Below are 24,073 nucleotides of genomic sequence, written 5' to 3'. Positions count from 1 at the left end.
AAGATAGTGCAATACAGTGTTATTGTGCCCCTGTTAAATGAGCGGGAGCAGTTACCCAATTTGGTAGCGCAATTGAGGGAGCTGGTCGCATACAGCAGTTGTGAAATAATCCTGGTTGATGGTGGCAGTAGTGATGGTAGTGCAGAGATAGCCGCTGCAGCCGGGTTGCGGGTAATTCAATCCCAGCGTGGACGCGCGCTTCAAATGAATGCGGGTGCTTCGGTTGCCTGTGGCAGTTGGTTGTTATTCCTACATGCAGATACTCGCCTACCGCAAGGTGCTCTGAGTGCGATTGCCTCTGCCTCGGTTAGGGGGGCACAATGGGGGCGTTTTAATATTCGTATCAGTGGAGACAGTCTGTGGTTTCCCCTGATTTCTACCATGGTTAATTGGCGCTCTCGTTTGAGTGGGATCGCCACAGGGGATCAGGTGATTTTTATTCGCCGCTCCCTCTTCAATGAGGTGGGAGGTTATGCCCGGCAACCACTGATGGAAGATATTGAGTTGAGCCGGCAACTGTTAAAAATAGCGCGGCCCCATTGTCTGCGTCAGAGAGTCACTACCTCTGGGCGCCGCTGGCAAAAGTTCGGAATTTGGCGCACAGTCTTGTTAATGTGGCGTTTGCGTTTCGATTACTGGCGCGGCGTTCCGGCGGAGTGTCTGGCAAAACGCTATGAGTAACTCTTCTCTGCCCTCTCTGCGTCTAGTGGTAATGGCTAAGGCGCCCCTTCCCGGCTATGCAAAAACCCGTTTGATTCCAGCTCTTGGGGAGCAGGGTGCCGCCTCTTTGGCTGAGCGTTTGTTGCAGCAGACATTAATGGAAGCAGTAAAAGCCGACCTCGGCCCAGTAGAGTTGCATGTTGCACCGGACTCCCTGCATCCCTTCTGGCAAACACTATCCCTACCCAGGGGGGTAACTCTGCATAATCAGACGCAAGGCGACCTAGGTCAGCGTTTGTGGCAAGCGGCCAATACTTATCAGGTGGCGGGCCAGGGACTTTTATTACTGGGCACAGATTGCCCTGCATTAACGGCCGCGCGTCTGCGTAAGGCGGCCGTTGCGCTAAAGAATGCCGATGCAGTTATGTACCTGGCAAAAGATGGTGGTTACACCCTGTTGGGACTCAAGCGGGTGTGCTGGAGATTGTTTGAGGACATTTCCTGGAGCACGGAGGTGGTTGCCCAGCAAACCCTGGAGCGCCTGCAGGAATGTGCAATGCTCTGCCGGTGTTTGGAAGTGCTACCAGATATTGATGAGCCAGAGGACTTGCAGTTTTTGCCTTGTGCCTGGGGAGTGTCTCAAGCGGAAAGCTAGCTGGTTTCTATTAGCCTGGTGGGGATTCAACAAATTATCCGTTGTACAGTGGGCCTTTTATAGGGGGCGGCCAGTGTAGCTGCTGTGTAGGGATTAGCTAGGGTAGAAGGGCTCCAGAAAAATGATTTCCCGAATGACTTGCCAGCGCCCATCCTCATAAACTAGGTCGATGCCCAGCCTTAATTTTCTTTCCTGGCCAGCTAAGTTATTTTTTCGGGAAAATATTACCAGCGCAGAGTTGTTGTTCGCTGCCACATGGTGAATTTTTTCCAGCTGTTCAGTGGCAATTCACCGGCATCGCGCTTGTGTTTGAATAAATCGATAAATGCGCTCTAATCGGCCAGGGTCAACTGGTCGGATTCATCGAGCATGTAGACCTGCATATTCCTGTAGTAGACGCTCTCCAGCTCATCCACTCGGCAGTGGACTCCTGCCTGTACAAGATAATCGATAAACTCCTCGATCTCTTTAACAGTGTCTTCCATCTCTCTGGCGCCTGTAATTTATAGCGCGGGTGCGGCACTGCCTTCCGCTTCCACTGCGCTGTTCTCTGCAAGAATCCCACCGTTTTCATCATTGGCCGCCAGGCGTTGTTCTTCGATACGGCTGGTCCAGCTCAGCAGAGCCTGGTAGTGGCGGATATTTTGCACATAGGTGACCGGCTCCCAGCCGCGTGCGTAGCCGTGCTTGGTAGATTTGTAATATTGGCGCTTGGCCAGTAGTGGCAGATGGTCGCGTACATCCGGCCACAGATCCGGGTTGCCGCCCATGCGCTGGGTGAGTACGCGGGCATCTTCCAGATGACCGTAGCCCACGTTGTAGGCGGCCAGAGCCATCCAGGTTCTGTCGGGCTCGCGGATGCGTTCCGGTAGCTTGTTGCGGATATGCACGATATAGCGAGCGCCGCCCTCAATACTCTCTTCCGGGTTGAGGCGGTTGACCCCCAGCTCTTTGGCGGTATTCAAAGTAAGCATCATCAGGCCACGAACCCCAGTGCGTGAGCGAGCGCGGGGATTCCAGTGGGATTCCTGGTAGCTGAGTGCAGCCAACAGATGCCAATCCAACTCGTATTGATCGGCCACTTTTTGCATAACTCCGCGCCACTTGGGCAGTCGCTCGCGGCTACGCCTGGCGAATGCCTGGGCACCACCGGGATTCAGTTCGCTGACGTGACCAAAAAATTCCTCGCGCAGCTGTGCAATCATGCCATTGGTATTGGCACGCAACATAAACAGTCGTGCTCGCTGATAGAGGCTGTCGTCGTCACTTTTGGGAAAAGCCCAGGAAACCGGTTGGAACTGGCTGAGATTAAAAGCCACTCCAGTTTTGGGATAGAGCCCACGGTGCACAGCGTAGGCGTTGGAATCCACCACCGCATAGCTGTATTGGCCCTGGTGTACCATCTCTACCAGTTCCATAGCGTCGACATCAGAAACCTCCTCCCAGCGCAAATTGGGGTAACGCTGTGAGAGTTTTTTTAATTCTTCGGCATGGGCGCTGCCAGCGATAACCGCAATGGTCTTACCTTCAAGGTCACTGGTTCTGCGCGGACGTTTTTCTCCGAGGCGGTAGATAATCTGTTGGCGAACTTCAAAATAAGAAGGGGAGAAACGCACTTGTTCACGGCGCTCCGGGGTCACTGTCAGTCCGGCGGCGGCAAAGTGAGCACCCTCTTCGGGATCGCGCAGGCGAGCGAACATATCATCCAGGCTGTGCACATCGCGAATCACCAACTTGACTCCCAGCTCTTCGGCAAAGGCGTGCAGCATGCCGTACTCAAAACCGGTGGGATTGCCAGAGGCGTCTTCGTAATAGGTGGTAGGGCCGTTTTGCGAGAGGACAACCAGTTCACCGGAAGCTTTAATTCGCTCCAGGGTATTCGGTGCTTTACTGGCAACTAATAGGGAGGCACAGCAGGACAGCGCGATACCTTTGCACACGCGGCGGACATAGCGCAGCGCTCGGCTTCTCATCATCATAGGCTGTCCCCTCTAGCTCGTCCGTTGGTTTTATCGCTGTTATGCCTAAGGCCTGCTGCGGGTATTTCCGCCAGGGCTTTCCTCGCCAATGCTGGCACAGCCTGCCAATTTTACATTATTTGACGACAATCTGCCCAATTTGGCTTTAGGACACTGTGACATGGGCGCTTGAAATGCCATTAAGACTTTTGTAGGGAGTTTTAACCCCCTAATAAAATCGGTGAATTTACGATTGGTTTTGTTCGCCTTTTGATCACATTGATTGCTATTTAGTTCATGTGTACTCAAGTGACGGGCGGGTGTGTTGGAGTTGCGGCGCTTCGGGTACAATTGCGCCTCTCAAATTTCCGGGGCCTTGTGCGATTCTTCTTTCGCGCAATCTTTCTCATTTAGACAAGAGGCTATCTCCCGCAATGTTAGTTCTGCGTGGTGCTCCCGCACTGTCGAAATTCCGCCATAAAAAACTACTCAACCAACTGCGCGCGCTGCTACCGACCATCGACGATCTTTACGCCGAGTTCGTACACTTCGCCGATAGCGACGCACTGGATAACAAGGAGATGGCGCTGCTTGAGCGGCTACTCCAGTACGGCCCCAGCGAAGAGAAGCACCAGCCGAAAGGCGAGCTGATCCTGGTGGTGCCGCGCCCGGGCACTATTTCTCCCTGGTCTTCCAAGGCCACTGATATTGCCCACAATGCTGGTCTCACCCAAATTCATCGGCTTGAGCGTGGTGTTGCCTACTATCTGAGTGGGGTTGAGCTTAGCGAGGCCGAGCGCCAGGCGCTGGCCTCACAACTACACGATCGTATGGTCGAGGTGGTCTTTACCGAGCTCGAGCAGGCTGAGCAGCTGTTTGTTGAAGAAGAGCCCCGCCCGCTGCGTGGTGTGGATATTCTCGAAGGTGGCCGCGAGGCATTGGAAGTTGCCAATGTGACACTGGGCCTGGCCCTGGCCGAAGACGAAATTGATTACCTGCTCACCAGCTTCCAGGAATTGGATCGCAACCCCACCGATGTGGAGCTGATGATGTTCGCCCAGGCGAACTCCGAGCACTGCCGCCATAAAATCTTTAATGCCTCTTGGACAATCGACGGCGAAGAAATGCCGCATTCTCTATTTGGCATGATTAAGAATACCTACCAAAAAGGCGGCGACAACGTCTTGTCTGCCTATGCGGATAATGCCGCAGTTGTGGTGGGCAACGTGGCTGGACGTTTCTACCCAGACCCGGAAAGCAAGGAATACGGTTTCAGTCATGAAGCCATTCATCTGCTGATGAAGGTGGAGACGCACAACCACCCCACCGCAATTGCTCCTTTCCCCGGCGCTGGTACCGGTGCCGGTGGTGAAATTCGCGATGAGGGCGCGGTGGGCCGCGGCTCCAAGCCGAAAGTGGGCCTGACCGGTTTTACCGTTTCCAACTTGCAGATCCCCGGTTGGGAACAGCCCTGGGAGTCCAATTACGGCAAGCCCGAGCGTATCGTTACCGCTCTGGACATTATGATCGAAGGCCCCATCGGTGGCGCAGCATTCAACAATGAATTTGGCCGCCCGAATATCTGCGGTTACTTCCGTACCTTTGAAGAAAATTTCGATGGCGAGCGTCGCGGCTATCACAAGCCGATTATGCTGGCCGGCGGCTACGGCAATATCCGTGAAGAGCATGTAGAGAAGCCCGAGTTCTCCCCTGGCGCCAAACTGGTAGTGCTGGGTGGCCCGGCCATGTTGATTGGCCTCGGTGGCGGTGCGGCCTCCAGTATGGCCAGCGGCTCCAGCTCTGAAGACCTGGATTTCGCTTCAGTACAGCGCCAAAACCCGGAAATCGAGCGTCGCTGCCAAGAGGTGATCGACCAGTGCTGGCAGCTGGGTGAGAACAACCCGATTGCCTTTATCCACGATGTGGGTGCAGGTGGTTTGTCCAATGCTTTCCCCGAGTTGGTGAAAGATGGCGGTACCGGCGGTAATTTCGAACTGCGCAATGTGCCCTGTGATGAGCCGGGTATGAGCCCGCTGGAAATCTGGTGTAACGAATCCCAGGAGCGCTATGTACTGGCGGTTATGCCGGAAGACCTGGAGCGTTTCGAGCAAATCTGTGAGCGTGAGCGTACGCCTTACGCTGTTGTTGGTGAGGCTACCGAAGACAAGCACCTGTTGCTGAATGACAAGAAGTTTGATTCCAAACCAGTGGATCTGCCGATGTCGGTACTGTTCGGTAAGCCGCCGCGCATGCACCGCGAAGCAGAGACTCGCCAGGTTGAAGCCAAGGCTTTCTCCACCGCGGATATCGACCTGAACGAAGCGGCTGAGCGCGTGCTGCGCCTGCCCACTGTGGCCAGCAAGAGCTTCCTGATTACCATTGGTGACCGCACTGTAACCGGCCAGGTATCCCGCGATCAAATGGTCGGTCCCTGGCAGGTGCCGGTGGCTGATTGTGCGGTGACTACTGTTGCCTATGACAGCTACGCCGGTGAAGCCATGTCTATGGGTGAGCGTACCCCGGTGGCACTGTTGGATGCGCCGGCCTCAGGCCGCCTGGCTGTGGGTGAGGCAATTACCAATATCGCCTGTACTCCGGTGAAGCAGCTGTCCGATATCAAACTTTCCGCCAACTGGATGTGCGCTGCGGGCCACCCGGGTGAAGAGGAAAAACTCTATCGCACCGTAGAAGCGGTGGGTATGGAGCTGTGTCCTGAATTGGGCATTACCATCCCGGTGGGCAAGGACTCTATGTCTATGCGCACTGCCTGGGAAGAAGAAGGTGAGCAAAAGTCGGTTACCGCACCGCTGTCTCTGGTAATTTCCGCCTTTACCCCGGTTACCGATGTACGCAAAACAGTGACCCCGCAACTGCGCACCAATAAAGGTGAGAGTGAGCTGCTGTTGGTTGATCTGGGTGCTGGCAAAAATCGTTTGGGCGCTTCCTGTCTGGCACAGGTCTACAACGAGTTGGGCGACAAGCCCGCAGACCTGGATGATGCCAAGAAGCTGAGAAGTTTCTTCGAGGTGGTGCAGCAGGCTCTGAACGAAGACCTGATCATGGCCTACCACGACCGCGCCGACGGCGGTCTATTCACAACCCTGGCGGAAATGGGCTTTGCCGGCCGCGTGGGTATGGATGTGGAAATCTATGAATTGGGTGAAGACCCGATTGCCGCGCTGTTCAGTGAAGAGTTGGGTGCAGTATTACAGGTTCCCGCTTGTGAAGCGGATATGCTGGTACAGCGCTTTGCCGCTGTCGGTGTACCTACCCACAAGATCGGTTACCTGAATAATAACGAACACCTGTGCATCACCAATAACGGTGTTGAAATCTTCAAGCGCTCCCGTGCTGAATTGCAGCAGATCTGGTCGGAAACCAGCTTCCGTATCCAATCCCTGCGCGATAACGCTGAGTGTGCCGAACAGGAATTTGCCGCAATCGCCCAGGAAGATCCGGGCCTGATAGTAAATCTTACTTTCGATATCAACGAAGATATCAGTGCGCCCTATATCGCTAAAGGTGTTCGCCCGAAAGTTGCTGTACTGCGAGAGCAGGGTGTGAACAGCCAAGTGGAAATGGCGCACTCTTTCCACCGCGCCGGCTTTAACGCTGTCGACGTACATATGAGTGACATCTTGTCCGGCCGCGTCGCTTTGGACGAGTTCAAAGGTTTGGTGGGCTGTGGTGGCTTCTCTTACGGCGACGTACTGGGTGCCGGTGAGGGGTGGGCTAAAACCATTCTGTTTAATGATCGTGCTCGCGATCAGTTTGAAGGCTTCTTCAATCGCAACGATACCTTCGGCTTGGGGGTGTGTAACGGTTGCCAGATGTTCTCAGTGATCAAAGAGCTGATTCCTGGTGCGGATCACTGGCCGCGCTTTGTGCGCAACCTCTCTGAGCAGTATGAAGCGCGCTTCGCACTGGTAGGCATTGAAGACTCACCTTCCGTGTTGTTTAAAGGTATGGCGGGTACTTACATGCCGGTTGCCGTTGCTCACGGTGAGGGACGAGTGGAGTTTGCTGACCAGCAGGCACTGGAGAAGTGTGAAGCTTCCGGCACTATCGCGATGCGCTACCTGAATAACAAAGGGGAAATCAGCCAAACTTATCCGGCCAACCCCAACGGCTCGGTCAATGGTATTACCTCCCTAAGTTCTGAAGATGGCCGCGTGACTATTATGATGCCGCACCCCGAGCGTGTTGCCCGAGCTGTCAGCAACAGCTGGCATCCAGATGAGTGGAAAGAAGATTCCGGCTGGATGCGCTTGTTCCGCAATGCGCGGGTATTTGTCGACTAAGCCGATTCTCTTCTGCACCCCACAATTCTGTCGGGGTGCAAATTATTTTCTAGGCAGGCAAATGGATTTTTGTGGCATAAGGATATGCCGCCTGTATCAGCTGTTAAATCGCCCTTCAAAATCGATAGTGATTCTTCGAATTCAGTGTCGAGTGTATTTTCACTGTTAATTGATTTTTTATGGTTTTGTCAGTGTTTGCATCTGGCACGATTTACTTTTTGGAGCGCTTTGGATATTTCCTGCTACACTTAAAGGATTATTCGAAATAACTTTTCTCGCTATGGTGCAGTTATCTGTATCGATTCACAATTTTTTAATTGGCTTCTATGCAGAAATTCGGCATGGGGCGCTGCTCATAAACTCCCTTCGACTGATCTTTCGCTTGTCGCGTTTTTATTGGCGCAGATCCCAGCAGTACCAAAAATTCTTTTTCCTACCTAGCAACAGTGACTAAGGAGATTGTCATGGCGTACAACGAAACACTAGCAGAAAAAGTGCGCAATTTATTACAGGGAAGTCAGGGGCTCTCTGAAAAACAGATGTTTGGTGGTCTCGCATTTATGTTAAATGGCAATATGGCTTGTGGTGTGGTTGGTGAAGAGTTGATGGTGCGGGTGGGGCCGGATAATTATCAGGATGCTTTGGCTGAGCGTTATACTCGCCCTATGGATTATACCGGTCGCCCTCTAAAGGGGATGGTCTATGTGGAGGAAGATGCAGTGGAGCAGGACCTCGATGAGTGGGTAAATCGGGGGGTGGAATTCGCGGGGTCTCTCCCTCCCAAATAACATAAAGTAAAGAATTGAGATGCAGTGGTAGTCAAGATTTTCTGGCTTTTGCACTTGGATTTTTATATCGATTCGCAAAAAAGAGTGCACTATTCTCGAAATATTTCGACAAATGACATTGAGATCGTTTATGCAATCGAGAGTGGTGTATTTCTTTTTTTCTTTTTAATTAAATGTCTATTTATTTGAAAACTTCGTCGCTAATAACTTGTATCACCTATATTCAGCGCCGGGCGTAATTAGAATAAGGGTGGCTGTTTGTTGTGGGTAGAGACTGCAGCATTTGGCAAGGGATCGAGTATGTATTTTATCGAATTAAATAATGGAGTGGAGATTCCCCAAATCGGAATGGGGATGGCTGCGATAGGTAGTTGGCAGCAAGATGATGGTTTTGTCACCGAGGTAATCCTAAAGGCCATGGCAATTGGCTATAGGCATTTCGATACGGCATCTTTATATGGCAATGAACGCGCCTTGGGCCGAGCTATCAAGGAGTCGGGTATCCCCAGAAGTGAACTGTTTATTACCAGTAAGGTCTGGGATACCGAGCAGGGAGGAAAGAAGACTCACGATGCTTTTGCACGAAGCTTGGAGCGTTTGAAACTGGAGTACCTGGATCTTTATTTAATCCAGTGGCCCGTTCCCGCTTATACACGGGAAACCTGGGAGGCGATGGAGGGGCTATACCAACAGAAAAAAGTTCGAGCTTTAGGGGTATCAAATTTCCGCAAATCAGATATTGAGCAAATAGCATCTTTTGCCGAAGTTCGCCCGGTTATTAACCAAATAGAGTTACATCCATATTTCACCCAGCAACCACTAGTTGACTATTGTCAATTTCATAAAATTGCAATTAGTTGTTGGTCCCCACTGGGTACCGGGGGCTGGGCAGAGGTGCCTTTGGCTGAGAAGCCGATAATGGACCCGGTGATCGCTGAAATTGCTGAAAGGCATTCAGCTACGCCGGCACAAGTCATCTTAAAGTGGAATATTCAGCAGCATCGTATTGTTATACCTAAATCAGAATCTATAGAGCATATAGGAACTAATTTCTTACTAAGCGATTTTAATCTGAGTAACTCCGATATCCAGTCGATTAACAACTTGAATTGTAACAAGCGGCTTGGCGGTGATCCGGATTATGTACACAAGAAAAATATAACTTTAAAAGTACCGGATTGAGGGCAGAGCTTAAATAACGGAAGGAGATAATTTATCTATCCTGCGGTTGTGTCTATAACACTGTAAAGAAGTTTTTTGCTTTAAGCGGACCGCGAGGGAGTCATCTTTCTTAATAGCTCATAACTTGCGATAGCACAGGCCGAAGTGACATTCATTGAGGAATTAACCCCATGCATAGGGATGTGCACCGTTGCATCGGCTATTTCCAGTATTTCGGAGGCAATTCCATCTTTTTCAGCCCCCAAAACCAAGCAGACCTTATCTCCCTCAACGACAGGGGCTTGACCCAGTTCAACGCTTCTGGATGTGATCTCTAAACAGATTATCCGGTATCCCTCTTCCCGTAGTGCTAAGGCGGCTTTTAGGGCGTCTTCCTCGTGTTGATAGGGAATGTGCTGCTCAGTTGAGCGGGATACCTTACGGATCTTGGAGTTTGGTGGTAGCAGACTATCTCCAGCCAGGTAAATTTTCTCTACGCCCAGGGCATCGGCAATGCGAAAGAGTCCACCGATATTGCTGGGTGTGCGAATATCAGTGGCCAAATAGCAAAGGGGAAAATTGTGTTTGCTGGGTGAATGATCGCTGTGCTCTTTCTGCATAGTTACCGCTGCTGAAAATGACTATTAACTGCTGAGAGGTTCTTGGGAACTCTCTACCTGTGAGCCTATTTTAGCTTCTTCGAAAGAAGTATTCCTCATGCGCTCCACTAAAGAAGGCTCCTTGCTGGCCTTTTGGCTTTGTATCTGCATCGCTTGGCGATAAACCTTGTCGGAGACAATAAATTCTTCGGCCCGTTGATTAATTTCACTGTAGCGGGTATTGAGTTCGGAAATTTTATTGGAGAGGTGCTCCAGGTCGAGAATGCGATCAAAGTAGAGGGCAATTAACCGTTCACATTCTCTGGCAATGGCTAGGTATTCATTACCCACCTGGCGGTGTCCCTCATAGTTTTTCTTGAAGTTGAAGAAAGTCTGTACTCCCCCCAGTAAAGCAGCCAGCAAGGCTAAAGCGGCGCCACTCCACTTGGTCCAGTCAGGAAGTTCCGCATTGATTAGGGAAAAGAATAGAGAGCCGAGGAATAAGTTGACCACCACTATGGGGACTCCGCAGAGCACATGCAGATTGCGCCCCTTCATAGAGGCGCGGAAGTGGCTGTGCTTACACAGATGGGCATTCCAGCGCAGTTTGTCCAGTACTGCCACGGTATTCGGTATCGTGCTCATGAATCCCTTCTGCCCCTTTAGAGTTATTTTTGGAGGGCGATAGTTTGCCGGATAAAAATGAGATGTACAGGGTGGAGCAGGGAAGATTGGGATTGAGGTGTTTAATTTACACACTGAGGGTTTAGTGGGTCTTGTGCTGGCGGTTAGTGAGCACCCGCCTTACAAGGCCTCAATTTGAGGGCTTCAAATAGGAGCTGGCAGTGAATTGCCTAGAAGCTATACGTTACGCCGACAGAAGACAGGTTGGCCTTCTCTTTTTTAATCTCGTAGATGGTGTGTTCCAGGTTGATGCCCCAGTCACCGTTCTTCCACTTAACTTCAGCACCGTAGTATGGGTTGCTGCCGCTGTCCTTCTCATTACTCCAGCTATAAGACCTATCGTAGGACTCTGCATACAAGAGCTCGCAATCTAGGCTGTATACGCTGAGGTTGCCGGAGTCTTCAGTCTGGCCGCTGTTATTTTCATTCCATTGGTGTACACCAAAGCGAACTCCGGCATTTAAGTTTTGTTGAATTTGCGTCGAAAGGGTTAATCCTAAGCTATAAGAATTGTATTTGGATTCCTGCTGACTTCTGAAATCGTAGTTTTCTATTAACACTTCATCTTCATTGTGCCACTCGAGGCCGTGAGCGCTCTGTTCATAGTCTCTGTGGATATTGCCGAGATTCGCTATACCGCCTTCGAAGGCAATATAGTTATTTACCTGATAGCCAACAGTCAATGCGTAGCCGGTTGAGTGGAGGTCCTCTCTTATCGCAGTGGAGTCTTCGCTATCAAACTGCATATTACCTAGTGAGGCTTTTAGGTAAAAAGGCTTCTCCTCTGCGTAAACGCCGCTACTAACTAATGCGATTAGGGCGGTGAGAGCGATATGATTCAAGGGGTACCTCAATTCAGTCAGTCGACAGGCGCTTGGGTGTTAGCAAGCGGCAAAGATCGTAAAGTCATGATTGGCGCGCATTGTACATCTGTACAAATTAAGCGTTAAGCAGAAAGGGTCCTTCATTACTGGATTGAAGAGGAAATTCTCATTGCTATGACACTGGGCTTGTCTTTTGGTGACGGCGGTTGAGCCCTTCCCTCATGACTACTAGGTCTGCTTATTTAAATATGCCCCCTTCCCGGAGTATTTTCTTCAGGTCAAGGCTGCGAAAGCCGCTCGATTTCTTGTATTTTGGGCAGCTCCAGATGAGAGGGGTAGCACTGCTCACCAAATTCACCTGGGGAATAAATCAATAAGAAAGTTAACCCTTCTGGCTAGGGGGGAATTGGGAGCTGGTATGTCGATTGCGCGGCAACAATTTATCGTCTTGGGGCCGTTACTGGCTGTAGCGTTTTACATTTTTTTGACTCTACTGGGGATGCAGTATCTTCCGGCAGTAACGGCAGCGATCACCCTGCTAACAGTGACTTGGTGGGTAACAGAGGCGCTTCCTATTCCCGCCACTTCTCTAGTGCCATTTGTGCTTTTACCTCTATTTGGGGTGACGGATCATAAGACTGTTGCGGCATCCCTTGGTAGCCATGTGATTCTGCTTTTGATGGGCGCTTTTATTCTGTCGAAAGCCCTGGAAAAGAGTGGTGCCCACGAAAGGTTGGCTCTGTATATGTTGCGTATCTTTGGGGTATCTAGCGGTAGGCGCTTGGTGCTCGGTTTTATGCTGGCCGCTGGTTTCCTCAGCATGTGGATTTCCAATACCGCCACAACCCTGATGATGTTACCCATTGCCTTGGCAATTCTCTCCCGTATTGAAAATCAGCGCCTCACTGTTGCCCTGGTTCTGGGGATTGCCTATGGAGCAAGCCTTGGAGGCGTGGGGACACCTCTGGGGACACCGCCCAATGTCATTTTCATGGGAATATATGAAGAGGTCACCGGTCGGGAGTTTAGCTTTCTTGGCTGGATGAAGATCGGGGTACCGGTTGCCCTGGTAACTTTACCGATAATGGCCCTCTGGCTTACCCGCAATGTTCACTTGAAGAATAAAATTGAGCCGCCCCAAGTCGGTGAGTGGCGGGCTGAGGAGAAACGCACTCTGCTAGTGTTCGCCATCGCTATTTTCTTCTGGGTAACCCGCAATGCACCGTTTGGTGGCTGGAGCGACTGGCTGGGTATAGGGGCGGCGGGAGACAGTACCGTAGCTCTCGCTGCAGTGGTGGCAATGTTCCTGGTACCCAATGGCAAAGGAGGGCGCTTGCTGGACTGGCAGACAGCGGAAACCATTCCCTGGGGCATGTTGTTATTGTTTGCAGGTGGTATAGCCCTGGCCAAAGGATTTTCAACATCTGGCTTGAGCGACATGCTCGGTAATGGATTGTCCTTTCTTACTGCCATGCCACTATGGCTGATGTTGGTGATTCTATGTTTGGGAGTTACCTTTCTTACAGAGATCACCAGTAATACAGCCACTGCGACTCTACTCATGCCCATTCTCGCTGTGGCGGCGACCTCTGCGGGCTTTGAACCTATGGTATTGATGATCCCCGCTGCCATGAGCGCCAGCTGTGCCTTCATGTTGCCTGTTGCCACGGCCCCGAATGCCATTGCTTACGGGACTGGTAAAGTGCGTATACAGGATATGGTTCGCGAGGGGGCGGTACTCAGTGTGACCGCATCGTTGATTATTGCTGGGATGAGTTGGTTGATTTTACCGGGTTGAGTTCACAGGTTTCTCTAGGGCTGGTATTAGAGTGGGTGGTAAGTGTTTTAAACTCCGCCCCTTTGAGCCTAATAAGGTTATGTACCGGTTACAGAGTGTGAATGGCGTAATCAGAAAAACATGCGGTACAGGAGGTAGATGTGAAGAAAGCTGAGTATAAAATTGCCGTCGGGAAGTCTGGTTTTTCCAGTTTGGAAGAGGAAGTTACCCAGCTGCTGAATGAGGGCTGGAAGCCGATTGGTGGCTTGGCGTTTAATGCGGGCTACCCCTACCAAGCGATGGCGCGAGTGGTGAATGTTACCAAGCCTTCTGGCCATTCACAAAGCCAGGCCCAAGCGTCATCTGAAGCTGAACCTACCAGAAGGCAATCCTATGGTGCTCAGGATGCGATGCGTATGATTGATGAGCTCACCTGAGATTATTGATTCGTAGATTGTTATGCGCTGATGCATGGAGGCAACTTTACATCCCTGCGGTGATCAAGCCAATTGTAAGAGCTCCCTTACTGATTAACGGCCTTCTAAAGAAGATGGGAGAAGAGGCTATGATAGGCTGACTCCTAGCCTGGACACACTGTGGTCCTGTCAAATGTGCTCACCGCTAACTTCATCACTCGTACGACATGCTTTAGCTATTAAAGGATATTAAGCATAAATGCGAAATTTTCTCGATATTGAAGCCCCCGTCATTGACCGTTTCGGCGGAAAGAAAGGCCTTACGGCCAGACTCACAAAGCCTAAACCCGCTAAAGAAATCTCAGCAATACCCAACAGCCAATGGTTGTCTGCGGCTTCTCGGGCTGTATTTCAGGCGGGGTTTAGTTGGAAAGTCGTGGAGAAAAAATGGCCGGGGATAGAGCATATTTTTTATGGCTTTGATTTGTCCTTTTGCCGATATCTCTCTGAGGAAGCGCTGGATGACTTAATGCGCCAGGAGGGCATGATAAAGCATTGGACCAAAACCCGCTCAATCTCCCGGAATGCAGACTTCTTCTGGCATTTATCCAATGAGAATGGGAGTCTGGGGGAGTATTTTGCTAGCTGGAATACGAAAAACTATGTAGAGAATCTCCAGAGTTTACGCAAAGGTGGAGACCGACTGGGAGGCAAAACCGCCCAGGTTTTTTTGCGTCGTATGGGGGTGGATACATTGGTCTTTGCCAGCGACACTATTCGTGCTCTGGTGAGAGAGGGGGTAGTAGATAAATCTCCCTCTTCAAAAAAAGACTGGGCCGCACTACAAGCAGCTATTGAAACTTGGCAGGCGCAGTCGAACCGCAGCTTAAATGAGATCAGCCAGATATTATCCTTATCTGTTGGGTAGTTGGTTAAGCCTGGTAGATGGAGCCCACTGCTTAAGCAGTTTAAAGAGTGGGCTCAGATCATCAGAATTGTAATAACACTAGAACTGGTTTAACTATGGCTGAGGACGAACACGAAAGTCTACAGAGAGCTCCGCCTCATAAATAACCTCATCAAATGATTTATCCTGGCCAGAATCAAAAAAATTGCTCTCAAAGTTACTGCTGGAGTCACGGGAAGCGGTAACAACAACCTCTTCTATAGCCATGGCGCCTTCAGTGGCTCGGTAGTGTATGTTATCACCGCGAATGCCTATCGGTGTCAGCTGGACACCAAGCGCCTTTTCATAATCTGCTTTCTGTTCCAGAATATCTTGCAGAGCCTTGGATTTAACTTTTTTGTTAAAAAAATGCTTTTCTGAATGCTCAAATGTGGTGTTTGCTATTTCAACTTCTCTATTTTGATCTGTGAGCTGCGCAATACTGTGGAGTTGGCTTTCCTCGTTGATTGAAATAGTTACGCGGTTAACAACCTTATAGCTTTTGGGCTTCTTTCCCATCCAGCCATATTGGGGTGAGGAGGAAAATTTTGAGCTTTTAATATTTGCTCCCTTGATCCCGGCCTCTGTCAGGCTCTGATGCAATTTGGAACGGAGCCTGTGATTGGCGTCAATTGCATTTGATAGTAGCTCCTCTTCCGTTGTGACAATCAAACTGACAATGGCCTTATCGGAGTAGGCGGTTTCTTCCGCGCTGCCACGGATGGTAACAATACTCTCCGCCGGGTGGAGGAGTCCACGTAGGTCCTGGGGTGTACCTCTAATTTCTGGAGCTGCCAGGCAAGCACTAGATAAGAGCAAGCTGATAATTAGTAGTGGTAGTTTCATTTCACTATATCCTTGTTAGGTTTTTACAGGTGTACTACTTATGTGGTGGAATATCAATTTATTTCATGGGTGTATATTGTTGCCAGGCCCTAATAGCTTGAAGAATGATTATTTTTGTTAAAAGTCGTATAACCTAGCAGCTTTCTATCTCAATCAAAGTATATAGATTGCTTACTGAACATTAATAAAAAATACCTTGATTATTTGTTTGCCTTCACTTTTGTTGAATTGTATCTCTGATTTTTTAATAAGTTATCTTTTGGTGGCTGTTCGCATCAATGTTCAATACTTTGCATTGTATTTTTGCTCTCATGTTGCTTTATCAAGACCTTTTGTCTTTTGAGGCTTGATCTATGTCACGGTTTTTGTGGTGAGTGTATCACGGAAAGTCGATTGCATAGCTAATAAGGTCGCGTTGGCTTACATGTATCTCAAACCAAATAATAACTATATTTGTAGCGACTTACCGGATAAATAAAAATCATGGGAATTCTTTTTAACAAAAAAATATTGGCCCTGGCTCTCACTACTCTGCGGGCTTAACAATCATTAATAGAAATGATTGGTCTTTGAAAATGAGTGCCTCAGATAACCGTGGCTGGGACTGGGCTTGCGGCAATGGTCACGTGGTCAATATCCGTGCTTTTTACAATCCAGATAATGAAAGCTATGGTGCTCTATGTACCAGCGATTGGAATGACTGGATTGGGAGTTCACGTGGTCAGTTGGGCACAATTGCGATAAAAATGGAGTGGGGTGATTCACTCGAAGGCTATTTTAATCATTTTGTACTTCTACTTTAGCGATGGTATCCAATGGAGGAGGCCATACGGTGGTACCTCTAGATGAGGAGACCAACCTATCAGTTATTGTTTCTCCTAAATACATAGAAAATTCAGATATGGAGCGCTACCTTCGTGATGAGGTTGGTGCTGATCTTAATGATGTAGATGCTTTTGATGAGGGATGTAGTTCAAATTGGGAGGTTAATTGTTTTCTCTCTTATAGGGCCCATAAGAGTGAATATGATAATGATGATTATCCCATTATAGAGCGCCAGGCTCTTTATTCCGGTAACGGACTGGATTCCTCTTTTTTAACTCGTGTGGGAATTACCAAGGTTAATGGTAGTGGCAGCATTGATGGTGAGGGCTTTAAATGGTTGGTTGAGGATAATAATTGCCAAATTAGTGATCCTCAGTTGATTGGCTTAAGAAATGGTCGTTATTTACTCGGTTATGCTAAATTTCAATGTATTTCGGATAATCTGAAATTTGATCGAATTAATAGCCCTAACTCTCTGCGGTTATTAGTCCCAAAAGCGTATTATGTTTTAGATATCGATTCGGATTTGAATATTCTTGAGGGCCCAGTTCAACTTCCTAACCATGGTTGGGGGGCTAGATGAACCGATGTATTTAGGTGATGGTGAGGTAGCTTGGAGCTACATTAAGAACCCGAAAATTGAAAATTATGGTGGTGGTCAGCAGAATGTGTGGCAGGCGATAATTTATCATTCCAAGAGTACCAATTAAGCCCCTCCGTCAAAAAGGATAGTAAGTTTGTGCTCAGTAATGTTGCTGGGTCATTTTCTATAAATGGTGGAATAAGTTTCATGTTTCTGCTTGAACTCTGCAAAACTTATTTTTTTGTTTAATCGGTAAGCAAAGTTTCAAGGTATATTTTCTAAATTAGACTGGCCTTCCTTTGCCAAAGCGGTGCCTGCTGAATATCTACTGTATTAGCCCGTGAAGCTCCAATCCTTTCCTTTCTGGAGCTGCTGGTATCATTAAGTTAAAGCGGCAGGCGGGTAGTACCTCCTTGAGCAAAATAGACTCCAGCTATGGAATCGAATACTTCGATTTTGCACAGACGTCTGCGATGTAATTCATCTCATATTTTGGGTTTATATCCATATAGAGCGTTTGCCTAACACCCCATACCTTTACCCCGTCTTGAATATCTTCCTCAGGGGAATGCATAGTTGCCCTAATTTCTATAGCGTTTTTTTGAGAAGTCTAAGGATGTAAATGACTTGATGATACCTCGTAATCTTTACTAAATGGGCCTGGTGGAGGGTGAGCCTCAATAGGCTTGGGCAGACTTTCTTTCTTGAGAGAGGGGGGGAATAGAGGGGAGTAGTAACTTCAATATTCCTTGCATTGGGTTTATGGATCAGTACTGATCAAGGCAATTTTGATTTGAGTTAATTCGATTAGCAGCTGGTAGTCAAATGTATGTGACTGGCTAGTCCGCAAGCCTGTCGCCCCCGGTTCTCGTTTGGCGCCCTAAGTCCTATATCCGTTGAGCATCCCCGGATAACTTTCCCTGTCCAAAAATGACTCCGGCCAATAAAAATAATTTTTTGGGAAGTGTGATCTAGAGCCGGGAAATAAATATAAGGAAACAACAATGACTCTTTGTAAACGACTAGGTGCGAGTCTCTCACTCGCACTGGCTGGCCTATTTGCTTCCGTATCTGCTGCGGCAGATAACTGCTATATCCTGGTTCACGGACATGGTACCGAAGGGCATATAAAACAGCGCACCAACTCCCAGGGTAAGTTAGAGCAACCAGCCCTAGATTATTGGAGTGAAGCTTTCTTTGATAAATATAACGGCAGTAATTTTATTGAGCAGCTGCGAATCAATGGCGGCAACTATGGAGTTGTAGGTTATAACTCCACCGATGAAGGTGAAATGCCTTACTGGCATGATGGCACAGCTGGCGAAATTGCCAGGCAGATTATCGATATTCGCAGCGGTAAGGGAGATGGCTATCAACATGAGAATCAATGTAAAGCCGATGATACTTTTTGGGTGATTGCCCATAGCCAGGGCGCTGCACAAATGATGTACTTATCTGGTAACGCAGTGCCTGGGTCTCCTTATTACAATCGTGCTTATAATCAGTTTGATAGTAATACTATTACTGAGAGCAATAAGGTTTGTACTGGTCGCTGGTTTTGGAAGAGATGTAAAACGGAAACCAAAACCAGAAATGTTGCCGGTTTAGATGATCGCTATGCTGTAGAGGTCGACTTCGACAAAGCTATGAATGGTATTGCTGCGATCTTTACCACTGGAGGGGCTATTACAGGCACCGAGTTCGTCGATCGCCTGTGTAATGGTAGCTGGATCGAAAGCGTGGTTAACGACCTATTTATCGGTCGTGAATGCTCAGCGGTACGTTATCTGCAAACTAATGATGTGTACTCCGTGCGCAACTATGTGGGCACTAACTTGGCATCGCCCGTATATACCATTGGTGGTTATGCTGGTTTCCCTGGTGTTGCAACCGCAAGCTCTATATTGCTTGCTGGTGAGGACGATGGTTATATTAATCTCGCATCCCAGATGAACTGCTCCGGTTCTGCCAAGCGTAATCTCTATTCAGACCTGAAGGAATATAAAACCTTCCTCGGAATTGCCTATGGCAGCGCTATCTTCTCTTGTGACAACGATCACAAGGGCACAGCGCGTTCATATAACCTGGCAAGCCTCTATACTGACCACGATGCACAGCGTAATGGCGGCATTATGTCCCCAGATTATACCGGCATTCCTAATGGTCTGAACTGCGGTATTGGTAAGAACAGCGCTGGTCGTATTGCTGCCTGTACTCAGTAATTTTTAGATCTACTTTTGTGCCTTTTTTGACACATTAGGGGGCTTAATCGCTTCCTGCTTCCTCACAGGATAAAGCCCGCTTATTTATAGCGGGCTTTTTTTAGGGAAAGTTCAAGGTGGGTGGTATCAACCGCTGTTACTTACCAGTGCCATTCGGTCATCTTTTCCTTGGAAATGGTGCGTATTCCAAAACGTTAACTATCTATATTGTTTATTGTATGGGGCTTACCGGAATAGTTCGAAGAACTCATTCCTGGGAAATATATATCTGGCAGTGTCAGTCAGTAATCTCTCCAGATAGTCTCGCTCAGTGCAAATATATCCTTTAAAGAGTATCAAATAGAATAAAACTGATAAGAGTTACTTCATATATTCACCTGTATTTAATATTTGATTTTTTTGTCCGATTAGTCATAACTATAGCTTCTATCATTGGAGAGTGGGCGATGTAGTCCTCCTTACATTTGGCTTCTCAAGTCAGTCGTGTTCTAAAGGACTAGTCTTGATAGAGTGTCTTTGGCAGTAGTCTTATGGAGCGGCTTTATGGGCAATCTTAAGTTGGCAGCGGGTGTTGAAATCCCTGCTATTGAAGTGGCCAAGCTGGGTGGTGGGAAAATTCAGCTGGGTAAAATGGAAGGGAGCTTCCCCTGGCAAATGGTAGTGGTTTATCGAGGTAAGCACTGTCCGCTCTGTACCAAGTATTTACGGGAATTGAATGTGCTGCTGCCGAGATATCATGAAGAGGGCGTTTATGTGACAGCTGTGTCAGCGGATAGCGCCGAGAAAGCGTCTGAACAAATGAAGGAGGTCAAACCAGATTTTCCGATAGGTTACAATTTATCCATCCCTCAGATGCAGCAACTGGGAGTCTATATCTCCAATCCCAGGTCTCCAGAGGAAACTGATAAGCCTTTTGCCGAACCCGGGATTTTTGTGATTAATGAGGCTGGTAAGCTGCAAATCGTTGATATCTCTAATGCACCCTTCGCCAGACCAGACTTGCAGACCTTGTTGATGGGGATAGAGTTTATTCGAAATCCGGAGAATAACTATCCAATTCGGGGAACCTACTAAAGCTACTCATCTGAGGGTTATCCTCCTAAAAACGCAATAAAAACCCCATTGGGATGTGAGATTTTTATTGCGAGTTAACGGTTAACTTTGTAGCTATTTATCAATTCTTTTTAGAGTGTCAGAGGTTTGCCATAGAACCCAGTTTGAGGCCAGTGACATTAGAAATTATTCAACTCTTCACGTAGGTCGTGTTCCAGCTCCTCAGTGCCAGTAATCCATATGCTTTTATCTGGTGCGGGGAATACACCAACTTCAATATTATCTTTTCTCAAGCCGGGGAGCCATTTCTTCAGAAACTGTGGGAGGGGAATACTTTTAGGCGTGAGTTCGGTTTCATCTTTAGCATAAGCGCTAGCAAATTCTAACGTAGGCCATACGGGTAAATATTCAAAACCTCCGTCCTCATCGGTATGTATTTTGAGGAAGCAGTTTTGGTTATCGACTAATATCCAAATTTCCCGCTCTTCACCGATTGCACTCAGGAAATATTCGTATCGGTCTTCACAACTCTGGTTAATTACTTCATTTAGATTGGGAGTACTCATATATAAATTCGCAATGGCTGATTGGTAGCAGGCTGATATTTACAGGCCTGCTCGAATAAGTGTGTAACAGTAACACAGTCAATGCGAGGCATTATGCGCGAATACAAGATACTGTCCAGATGGTTTGATGTGTTGCCCGGTAGTAGAGAGGAGCCGGAGGGATTCTGTGGAATATAAGTCTATGACTGGTTTGGAGAGTAAATCGAAGTACTCTCAATAAAAATCGGCTTGAAGGCTTATTCCAACAATTCTCTCTATGAGCGACAACTTTTCTTTTTGTGGTAATTCATTGGCCCGAAACCTGTTGCGAACTCTACCATATAATACAGTATAAAACCTCAATAAAATCAACTATTTACAGATTGGTTTTTATAGCAGATAACGCTCAGATTTACTCTATCAAACGACGTTTATATTAGATAGGTACTTTATCTGGTGGCTTAGCCTGTTTTTGGCCTAGAGTCTCTAGTTGCTATTAGAGAAGCTTTGTCAATATTGGAGCTTGTTTATGCAAACTTGGGGCAGTTTATCATTGTGCAATTTAAGTCATGAGTCGATAAAGCTTCAGTTTCCACTGTTACTGCTCTTGTCACAAAGCTGTGATCAAGAAAGGTATCGAAAAGGGCTTTTGCCCGTGACTCTGAAATTCGGGGCAGCCATCAGAGCATCGAGACCAGTGCCGAGTATTTCTTCGGCAAAGTTCTTGTGATCTTTTCGGTAACCGCGAAAGCGGTTACCGAAAAGATCGCGCCTACCGGCGATCGTTTGGCCATGTTATGTGGCTACTCCTGGTTTCATTAAAGATATGGCGGGCCAGTTTCGCTTGCTGGAGTTTGGCAAAGTTGAATTACTATCGAGGAATTGCAGTTCCTTTAAGCAAGCCGCTCAAACTCTTTCTTCGACATATACTTCGCAGTAGGGTAGTAGGGCCCCATGACCAGGCTGTCCATAGGCGCGGGATTTTCCTCAGTAGGTACCGGAATATTGAGGGGGGAGTTCGGCCAGTCGTAGTTGCTCAGTGACGCCTGGTAGCGTATGTAGACGCAGTTGACCCAGCTGCGCGCGCCGATATAGTGCCCCTCGCCGGCTCCGAACTCTATCCATTTGACGCCGTGCTCGCGGTCTGCATTTTTGGGCCGATCGATCGCCCGGCTCATGACGATAGTGAACTTACGATCCTCAACCAGTGGTATCTCTTCATCGAAGATTGTCGACCAGCCCAGACCCGATGGCGCCGTGCCCCCAGTGGTAAGAGACCAGTAGCGTACCTGGGTTTGCTCTTCGGGCCAGTTCACCTGACCATGCTTGGTTTTAGGAAAAGTCGGCATCTTACCTTCGATCACCACGACCTCGCCAAAAGCTAGCGAGAACAGGCCAACCATGTATACAGTGTCGGGGTTGTTCAGCCATGCACCTTCATTGCTTGCAGGGCAACGGATAACCCGCTTGATCGGATCTGGGATGAAGGCGCCTTTGACACTGTAATCCATATTCCAGAATCGCTGGAACATGGGGGCGGGCATGGCAGGCGCATTGACCCGGTCCCAGGAGTCCTCGATCAATTGAAGCCATTCTTTAGTCGGGAATTCCTGCTTCTGCCCCTCCTTAGAAGCCAATAATGCACGGCACATTCTCTCGCCTGTTAGCACCATATCGTCGCTGTTATACAAACCCTCTTCGCCCTGGATCGGGGTCTCCGGAAGGTGCAGCGTGACTGTTGGTAGGCCCAGCTCAACTGGCAATCCACCCTCCTCAAGTGGCGGCATGCGCACGTTGCCTGTGCCATCATAGCCGTTGTCGGGCATATAGTTACGAAACGCGAGGTGGATGCCGGCTCGCTCAGAGTTGGTACCGGTATAAAGTGTATTGGGGCGCGGCTTGCGAGGAGCCTGCCCCGAGCGGATATATACGGTGTAGCGTCGGCGTTCTGTCGGCACATCGCGTCTATTGGGCGACATAAAAGGGTTGATTGAGCCCTCATCGGGCACGATTTGGTCGTCACGCAGGTAACTACCGTTCCCCTGTACTCCGCCCGGCAAATTGTTTGCGATGGTGAGTGAGAAATAACGCAGGTGACCGTAATGTCCCCGCAGCTTCAGGTAAGCGCCTTTTGGCAATTTGAACTGACCGACGAAATAGGTGGAATTTTGATCCGGGTAGGCATTCGCGACTTGAATATCCTGGTGTCCGCGCAATAGACCGTAATCGAGCCCCTTCGGCCCTCCCCAGAAGCAGCTTAAGCGCTGGTATCGCCAATTAGTGACCTCGACAACAGTCATGGGTACCGGCGTGAGTGCAGTCGTGTCGCCAGGCAAGGTAGTCGGCTCAACTCCTTCCGTGCGTTCAGGTGTCACTTCATCGTTCTTCATGGGGAGTCTCCAAGTGATGCTGTGCCTCGGCCAGTAGCCTAGGGCTCCTGGGCAGAGCGTTTGTGTGTGAATTTTATTCGTGTCATTTTGTTATCAGGGGGGACATCAAGTGAATTGGGCTCACTTACAGAGTGAGAACCTATAGCATAGAAATTTAGATTTATGCTTGCTTTACGCGACATTTTTCATGCGATGACATGGCAGGCTTGAGCGCACCTTTTCATCGCCATTTTATTTGCAAGAAACTATGAGATTTTGTCGAAAGCTAGCCCTCCTCTACGAGTACGCTGGATTCCAACAGGATAGAGTCGTACAAGTCATTGCTACTCCCCCAGTTCAAGTAGCTTCACGAAGAGCGCTCCCTGAGGTTTGACCACTAAAACGAAAGCGAATTTAGCCGATTTCGTACTCAGCGATATTGGACTTCTGTCTAAGGCTGTTGAGCCGATCGATAAATCACATATTTGGTAAATTAATAAATGCAATCATTTAATAGCTGCCTCATCAGTCCGAACTATGAGGTATGGGGTTTTCAGGAGATAGGCCAGGTTGGCTGAGGGGATTATGTTCTAGCGCTCTAGAAAAAAGCGTTTGTATTCTTTTATTGTACGCTTCGCACCAACCATGCCAAGCAGGTACTAGTGTAGCTGCTTAACTGGGGAGCGGCCCCATAGAAAATACCCCTAAGCTCTCGCAATCGCCTCCTCCTCTTCGATTGATGCTTCAGCGGATCAGGCTTTATCAATGGCGGCTAGGGTGCTATGCGTGAGTGGCTAGCTGTTATTGAGGACGTCCGTGTGGATCAGGCCAAAACGTTAGTTTCCTGCATCTAATTCTATA

Annotated in this window: 20 protein-coding genes; 12 read left to right on the top strand and 8 right to left on the bottom strand. The window is 48.6% G+C overall.

The genetic code is table 11. The features are described from left to right. The first annotated feature begins 6 nt into the window (after window positions 1–6). Together ACJJIB_RS16865 and ACJJIB_RS16860 are read left to right on the top strand one after the other, a co-directional pair. Window positions 7–681, top strand: a complete 675-nt coding sequence (locus ACJJIB_RS16865) for a TIGR04283 family arsenosugar biosynthesis glycosyltransferase (RefSeq protein ID WP_444886919.1) — start codon at window positions 7–9, stop codon at window positions 679–681. After that, window positions 674–1,315 (top strand): TIGR04282 family arsenosugar biosynthesis glycosyltransferase, encoded by a 642-nt coding sequence (locus tag ACJJIB_RS16860; protein WP_444886918.1) that lies wholly within the window; start codon window positions 674–676, stop codon window positions 1,313–1,315. Before ACJJIB_RS16865 ends, ACJJIB_RS16860 begins: the two co-directional genes overlap by 8 nt. A gap of 332 nt (window positions 1,316–1,647) precedes the next feature. Here the strand turns inward: ACJJIB_RS16860 and ACJJIB_RS16855 are convergent, their stop codons facing one another. Then, on the bottom strand, window positions 1,648–1,800 hold the full coding sequence (locus tag ACJJIB_RS16855) for a hypothetical protein (protein ID WP_444884086.1): 153 nt from the start codon (window positions 1,798–1,800) through the stop codon (window positions 1,648–1,650). Window positions 1,801–1,818: 18 nt separating this feature from the next. After that, window positions 1,819–3,294, bottom strand: a complete 1,476-nt coding sequence (gene mltF / locus ACJJIB_RS16850; protein ID WP_444884087.1) for a membrane-bound lytic murein transglycosylase MltF — start codon at window positions 3,292–3,294, stop codon at window positions 1,819–1,821. A 413-nt stretch (window positions 3,295–3,707) separates the two neighbouring features. Between mltF and purL the strand changes: the two genes are divergently transcribed. The 3 genes from purL (at window position 3,708) to ACJJIB_RS16835 (ending at window position 9,544) form a co-directional block, all read left to right on the top strand. Further along, window positions 3,708–7,574: a phosphoribosylformylglycinamidine synthase gene (gene purL, locus ACJJIB_RS16845; protein WP_444886917.1), complete on the top strand. Its 3,867-nt coding sequence runs from the start codon at window positions 3,708–3,710 to the stop codon at window positions 7,572–7,574. 464 nt (window positions 7,575–8,038) lie between these two features. Beyond that, entirely contained in the window at window positions 8,039–8,362 is a 324-nt protein-coding gene (locus tag ACJJIB_RS16840; protein WP_252082900.1) for a TfoX/Sxy family protein, read from the top strand. A gap of 300 nt (window positions 8,363–8,662) precedes the next feature. After that, entirely contained in the window at window positions 8,663–9,544 is an 882-nt protein-coding gene (locus tag ACJJIB_RS16835) for an aldo/keto reductase (protein ID WP_444884089.1), read from the top strand. 80 nt (window positions 9,545–9,624) lie between these two features. Here ACJJIB_RS16835 and ACJJIB_RS16830 read toward each other — a convergent pair whose 3' ends face one another. From ACJJIB_RS16830 to ACJJIB_RS16820, 3 genes are all read right to left on the bottom strand, one after another. Beyond that, entirely contained in the window at window positions 9,625–10,143 is a 519-nt protein-coding gene (locus ACJJIB_RS16830; protein ID WP_444884090.1) for a TrmH family RNA methyltransferase, read from the bottom strand. 24 nt (window positions 10,144–10,167) lie between these two features. Then, entirely contained in the window at window positions 10,168–10,767 is a 600-nt protein-coding gene (locus tag ACJJIB_RS16825; RefSeq protein ID WP_444884091.1) for an SLATT domain-containing protein, read from the bottom strand. 209 nt (window positions 10,768–10,976) lie between these two features. Beyond that, the gene (locus tag ACJJIB_RS16820) at window positions 10,977–11,648 is read right to left on the bottom strand and encodes an outer membrane beta-barrel protein (protein ID WP_444886916.1); all 672 of its coding nucleotides are present in this window, start codon (window positions 11,646–11,648) and stop codon (window positions 10,977–10,979) included. A gap of 400 nt (window positions 11,649–12,048) precedes the next feature. Between ACJJIB_RS16820 and ACJJIB_RS16815 the strand changes: the two genes are divergently transcribed. The 3 genes from ACJJIB_RS16815 to ACJJIB_RS16805 all read left to right on the top strand — a co-directional run bounded on the left by ACJJIB_RS16815 (window position 12,049) and on the right by ACJJIB_RS16805 (window position 14,751). Beyond that, window positions 12,049–13,428, top strand: a complete 1,380-nt coding sequence (locus ACJJIB_RS16815) for an SLC13 family permease (protein ID WP_444886915.1) — start codon at window positions 12,049–12,051, stop codon at window positions 13,426–13,428. A 140-nt stretch (window positions 13,429–13,568) separates the two neighbouring features. Further along, on the top strand, window positions 13,569–13,844 hold the full coding sequence (locus ACJJIB_RS16810) for a DUF1737 domain-containing protein (RefSeq protein WP_252082889.1): 276 nt from the start codon (window positions 13,569–13,571) through the stop codon (window positions 13,842–13,844). A 238-nt stretch (window positions 13,845–14,082) separates the two neighbouring features. Further along, complete coding sequence (locus ACJJIB_RS16805) at window positions 14,083–14,751, top strand: DNA-3-methyladenine glycosylase I (protein WP_252082888.1); 669 nt, start codon at window positions 14,083–14,085, stop codon at window positions 14,749–14,751. A gap of 93 nt (window positions 14,752–14,844) precedes the next feature. Here ACJJIB_RS16805 and ACJJIB_RS16800 read toward each other — a convergent pair whose 3' ends face one another. After that, a complete protein-coding gene (locus ACJJIB_RS16800) occupies window positions 14,845–15,615 on the bottom strand; it encodes an SIMPL domain-containing protein (RefSeq protein ID WP_252082886.1) in 771 nt (256 codons plus the stop codon). Window positions 15,616–16,190: 575 nt separating this feature from the next. On the opposite strand from ACJJIB_RS16800, the gene ACJJIB_RS16795 reads away from it, so the two are divergent. The 4 genes from ACJJIB_RS16795 to ACJJIB_RS16780 all read left to right on the top strand — a co-directional run bounded on the left by ACJJIB_RS16795 (window position 16,191) and on the right by ACJJIB_RS16780 (window position 20,319). Then, the gene (locus tag ACJJIB_RS16795) at window positions 16,191–16,418 is read left to right on the top strand and encodes a hypothetical protein (protein WP_444886914.1); all 228 of its coding nucleotides are present in this window, start codon (window positions 16,191–16,193) and stop codon (window positions 16,416–16,418) included. Between the two features lie 29 nt (window positions 16,419–16,447). Beyond that, on the top strand, window positions 16,448–17,023 hold the full coding sequence (locus ACJJIB_RS16790) for a hypothetical protein (RefSeq protein WP_444886913.1): 576 nt from the start codon (window positions 16,448–16,450) through the stop codon (window positions 17,021–17,023). 1,004 nt (window positions 17,024–18,027) lie between these two features. Beyond that, complete coding sequence (locus tag ACJJIB_RS16785; protein WP_252082881.1) at window positions 18,028–19,245, top strand: hypothetical protein; 1,218 nt, start codon at window positions 18,028–18,030, stop codon at window positions 19,243–19,245. 543 nt (window positions 19,246–19,788) lie between these two features. Beyond that, window positions 19,789–20,319, top strand: a complete 531-nt coding sequence (locus ACJJIB_RS16780) for a redoxin domain-containing protein (protein WP_444886912.1) — start codon at window positions 19,789–19,791, stop codon at window positions 20,317–20,319. A 158-nt stretch (window positions 20,320–20,477) separates the two neighbouring features. Here ACJJIB_RS16780 and ACJJIB_RS16775 read toward each other — a convergent pair whose 3' ends face one another. Together ACJJIB_RS16775 and ACJJIB_RS16770 are read right to left on the bottom strand one after the other, a co-directional pair. Further along, on the bottom strand, window positions 20,478–20,864 hold the full coding sequence (locus ACJJIB_RS16775; RefSeq protein ID WP_444886911.1) for a DUF2750 domain-containing protein: 387 nt from the start codon (window positions 20,862–20,864) through the stop codon (window positions 20,478–20,480). Window positions 20,865–21,736: 872 nt separating this feature from the next. Continuing rightward, window positions 21,737–23,233 (bottom strand): hypothetical protein, encoded by a 1,497-nt coding sequence (locus ACJJIB_RS16770; protein WP_444886910.1) that lies wholly within the window; start codon window positions 23,231–23,233, stop codon window positions 21,737–21,739. Window positions 23,234–24,073: the final 840 nt, after the last annotated feature.

The organism is Microbulbifer mixtoriginis (SeqCode) (genome assembly GCF_052467705.1).
This window is presented reverse-complemented; position numbering and strand designations above follow the sequence as displayed.

Coding starts and splice junctions, on each gene's coding strand:
- purL (WP_444886917.1), top strand. CDS start 3,708: ATGTTAGTTCTGCGTGGTGCTCCCGCACTGTCGAAATTCCGCCATAAA.
- ACJJIB_RS16815 (WP_444886915.1), top strand. CDS start 12,049: ATGTCGATTGCGCGGCAACAATTTATCGTCTTGGGGCCGTTACTGGCT.
- ACJJIB_RS16785 (WP_252082881.1), top strand. CDS start 18,028: ATGACTCTTTGTAAACGACTAGGTGCGAGTCTCTCACTCGCACTGGCT.
- ACJJIB_RS16860 (WP_444886918.1), top strand. CDS start 674: ATGAGTAACTCTTCTCTGCCCTCTCTGCGTCTAGTGGTAATGGCTAAG.
- mltF (WP_444884087.1), bottom strand. CDS start 3,294: ATGATGATGAGAAGCCGAGCGCTGCGCTATGTCCGCCGCGTGTGCAAA.
- ACJJIB_RS16805 (WP_252082888.1), top strand. CDS start 14,083: ATGCGAAATTTTCTCGATATTGAAGCCCCCGTCATTGACCGTTTCGGC.
- ACJJIB_RS16840 (WP_252082900.1), top strand. CDS start 8,039: ATGGCGTACAACGAAACACTAGCAGAAAAAGTGCGCAATTTATTACAG.
- ACJJIB_RS16855 (WP_444884086.1), bottom strand. CDS start 1,800: ATGGAAGACACTGTTAAAGAGATCGAGGAGTTTATCGATTATCTTGTA.
- ACJJIB_RS16835 (WP_444884089.1), top strand. CDS start 8,663: ATGTATTTTATCGAATTAAATAATGGAGTGGAGATTCCCCAAATCGGA.
- ACJJIB_RS16825 (WP_444884091.1), bottom strand. CDS start 10,767: ATGAGCACGATACCGAATACCGTGGCAGTACTGGACAAACTGCGCTGG.
- ACJJIB_RS16795 (WP_444886914.1), top strand. CDS start 16,191: ATGAGTGCCTCAGATAACCGTGGCTGGGACTGGGCTTGCGGCAATGGT.
- ACJJIB_RS16800 (WP_252082886.1), bottom strand. CDS start 15,615: ATGAAACTACCACTACTAATTATCAGCTTGCTCTTATCTAGTGCTTGC.
- ACJJIB_RS16775 (WP_444886911.1), bottom strand. CDS start 20,864: ATGAGTACTCCCAATCTAAATGAAGTAATTAACCAGAGTTGTGAAGAC.
- ACJJIB_RS16770 (WP_444886910.1), bottom strand. CDS start 23,233: ATGAAGAACGATGAAGTGACACCTGAACGCACGGAAGGAGTTGAGCCG.
- ACJJIB_RS16780 (WP_444886912.1), top strand. CDS start 19,789: ATGGGCAATCTTAAGTTGGCAGCGGGTGTTGAAATCCCTGCTATTGAA.
- ACJJIB_RS16830 (WP_444884090.1), bottom strand. CDS start 10,143: ATGCAGAAAGAGCACAGCGATCATTCACCCAGCAAACACAATTTTCCC.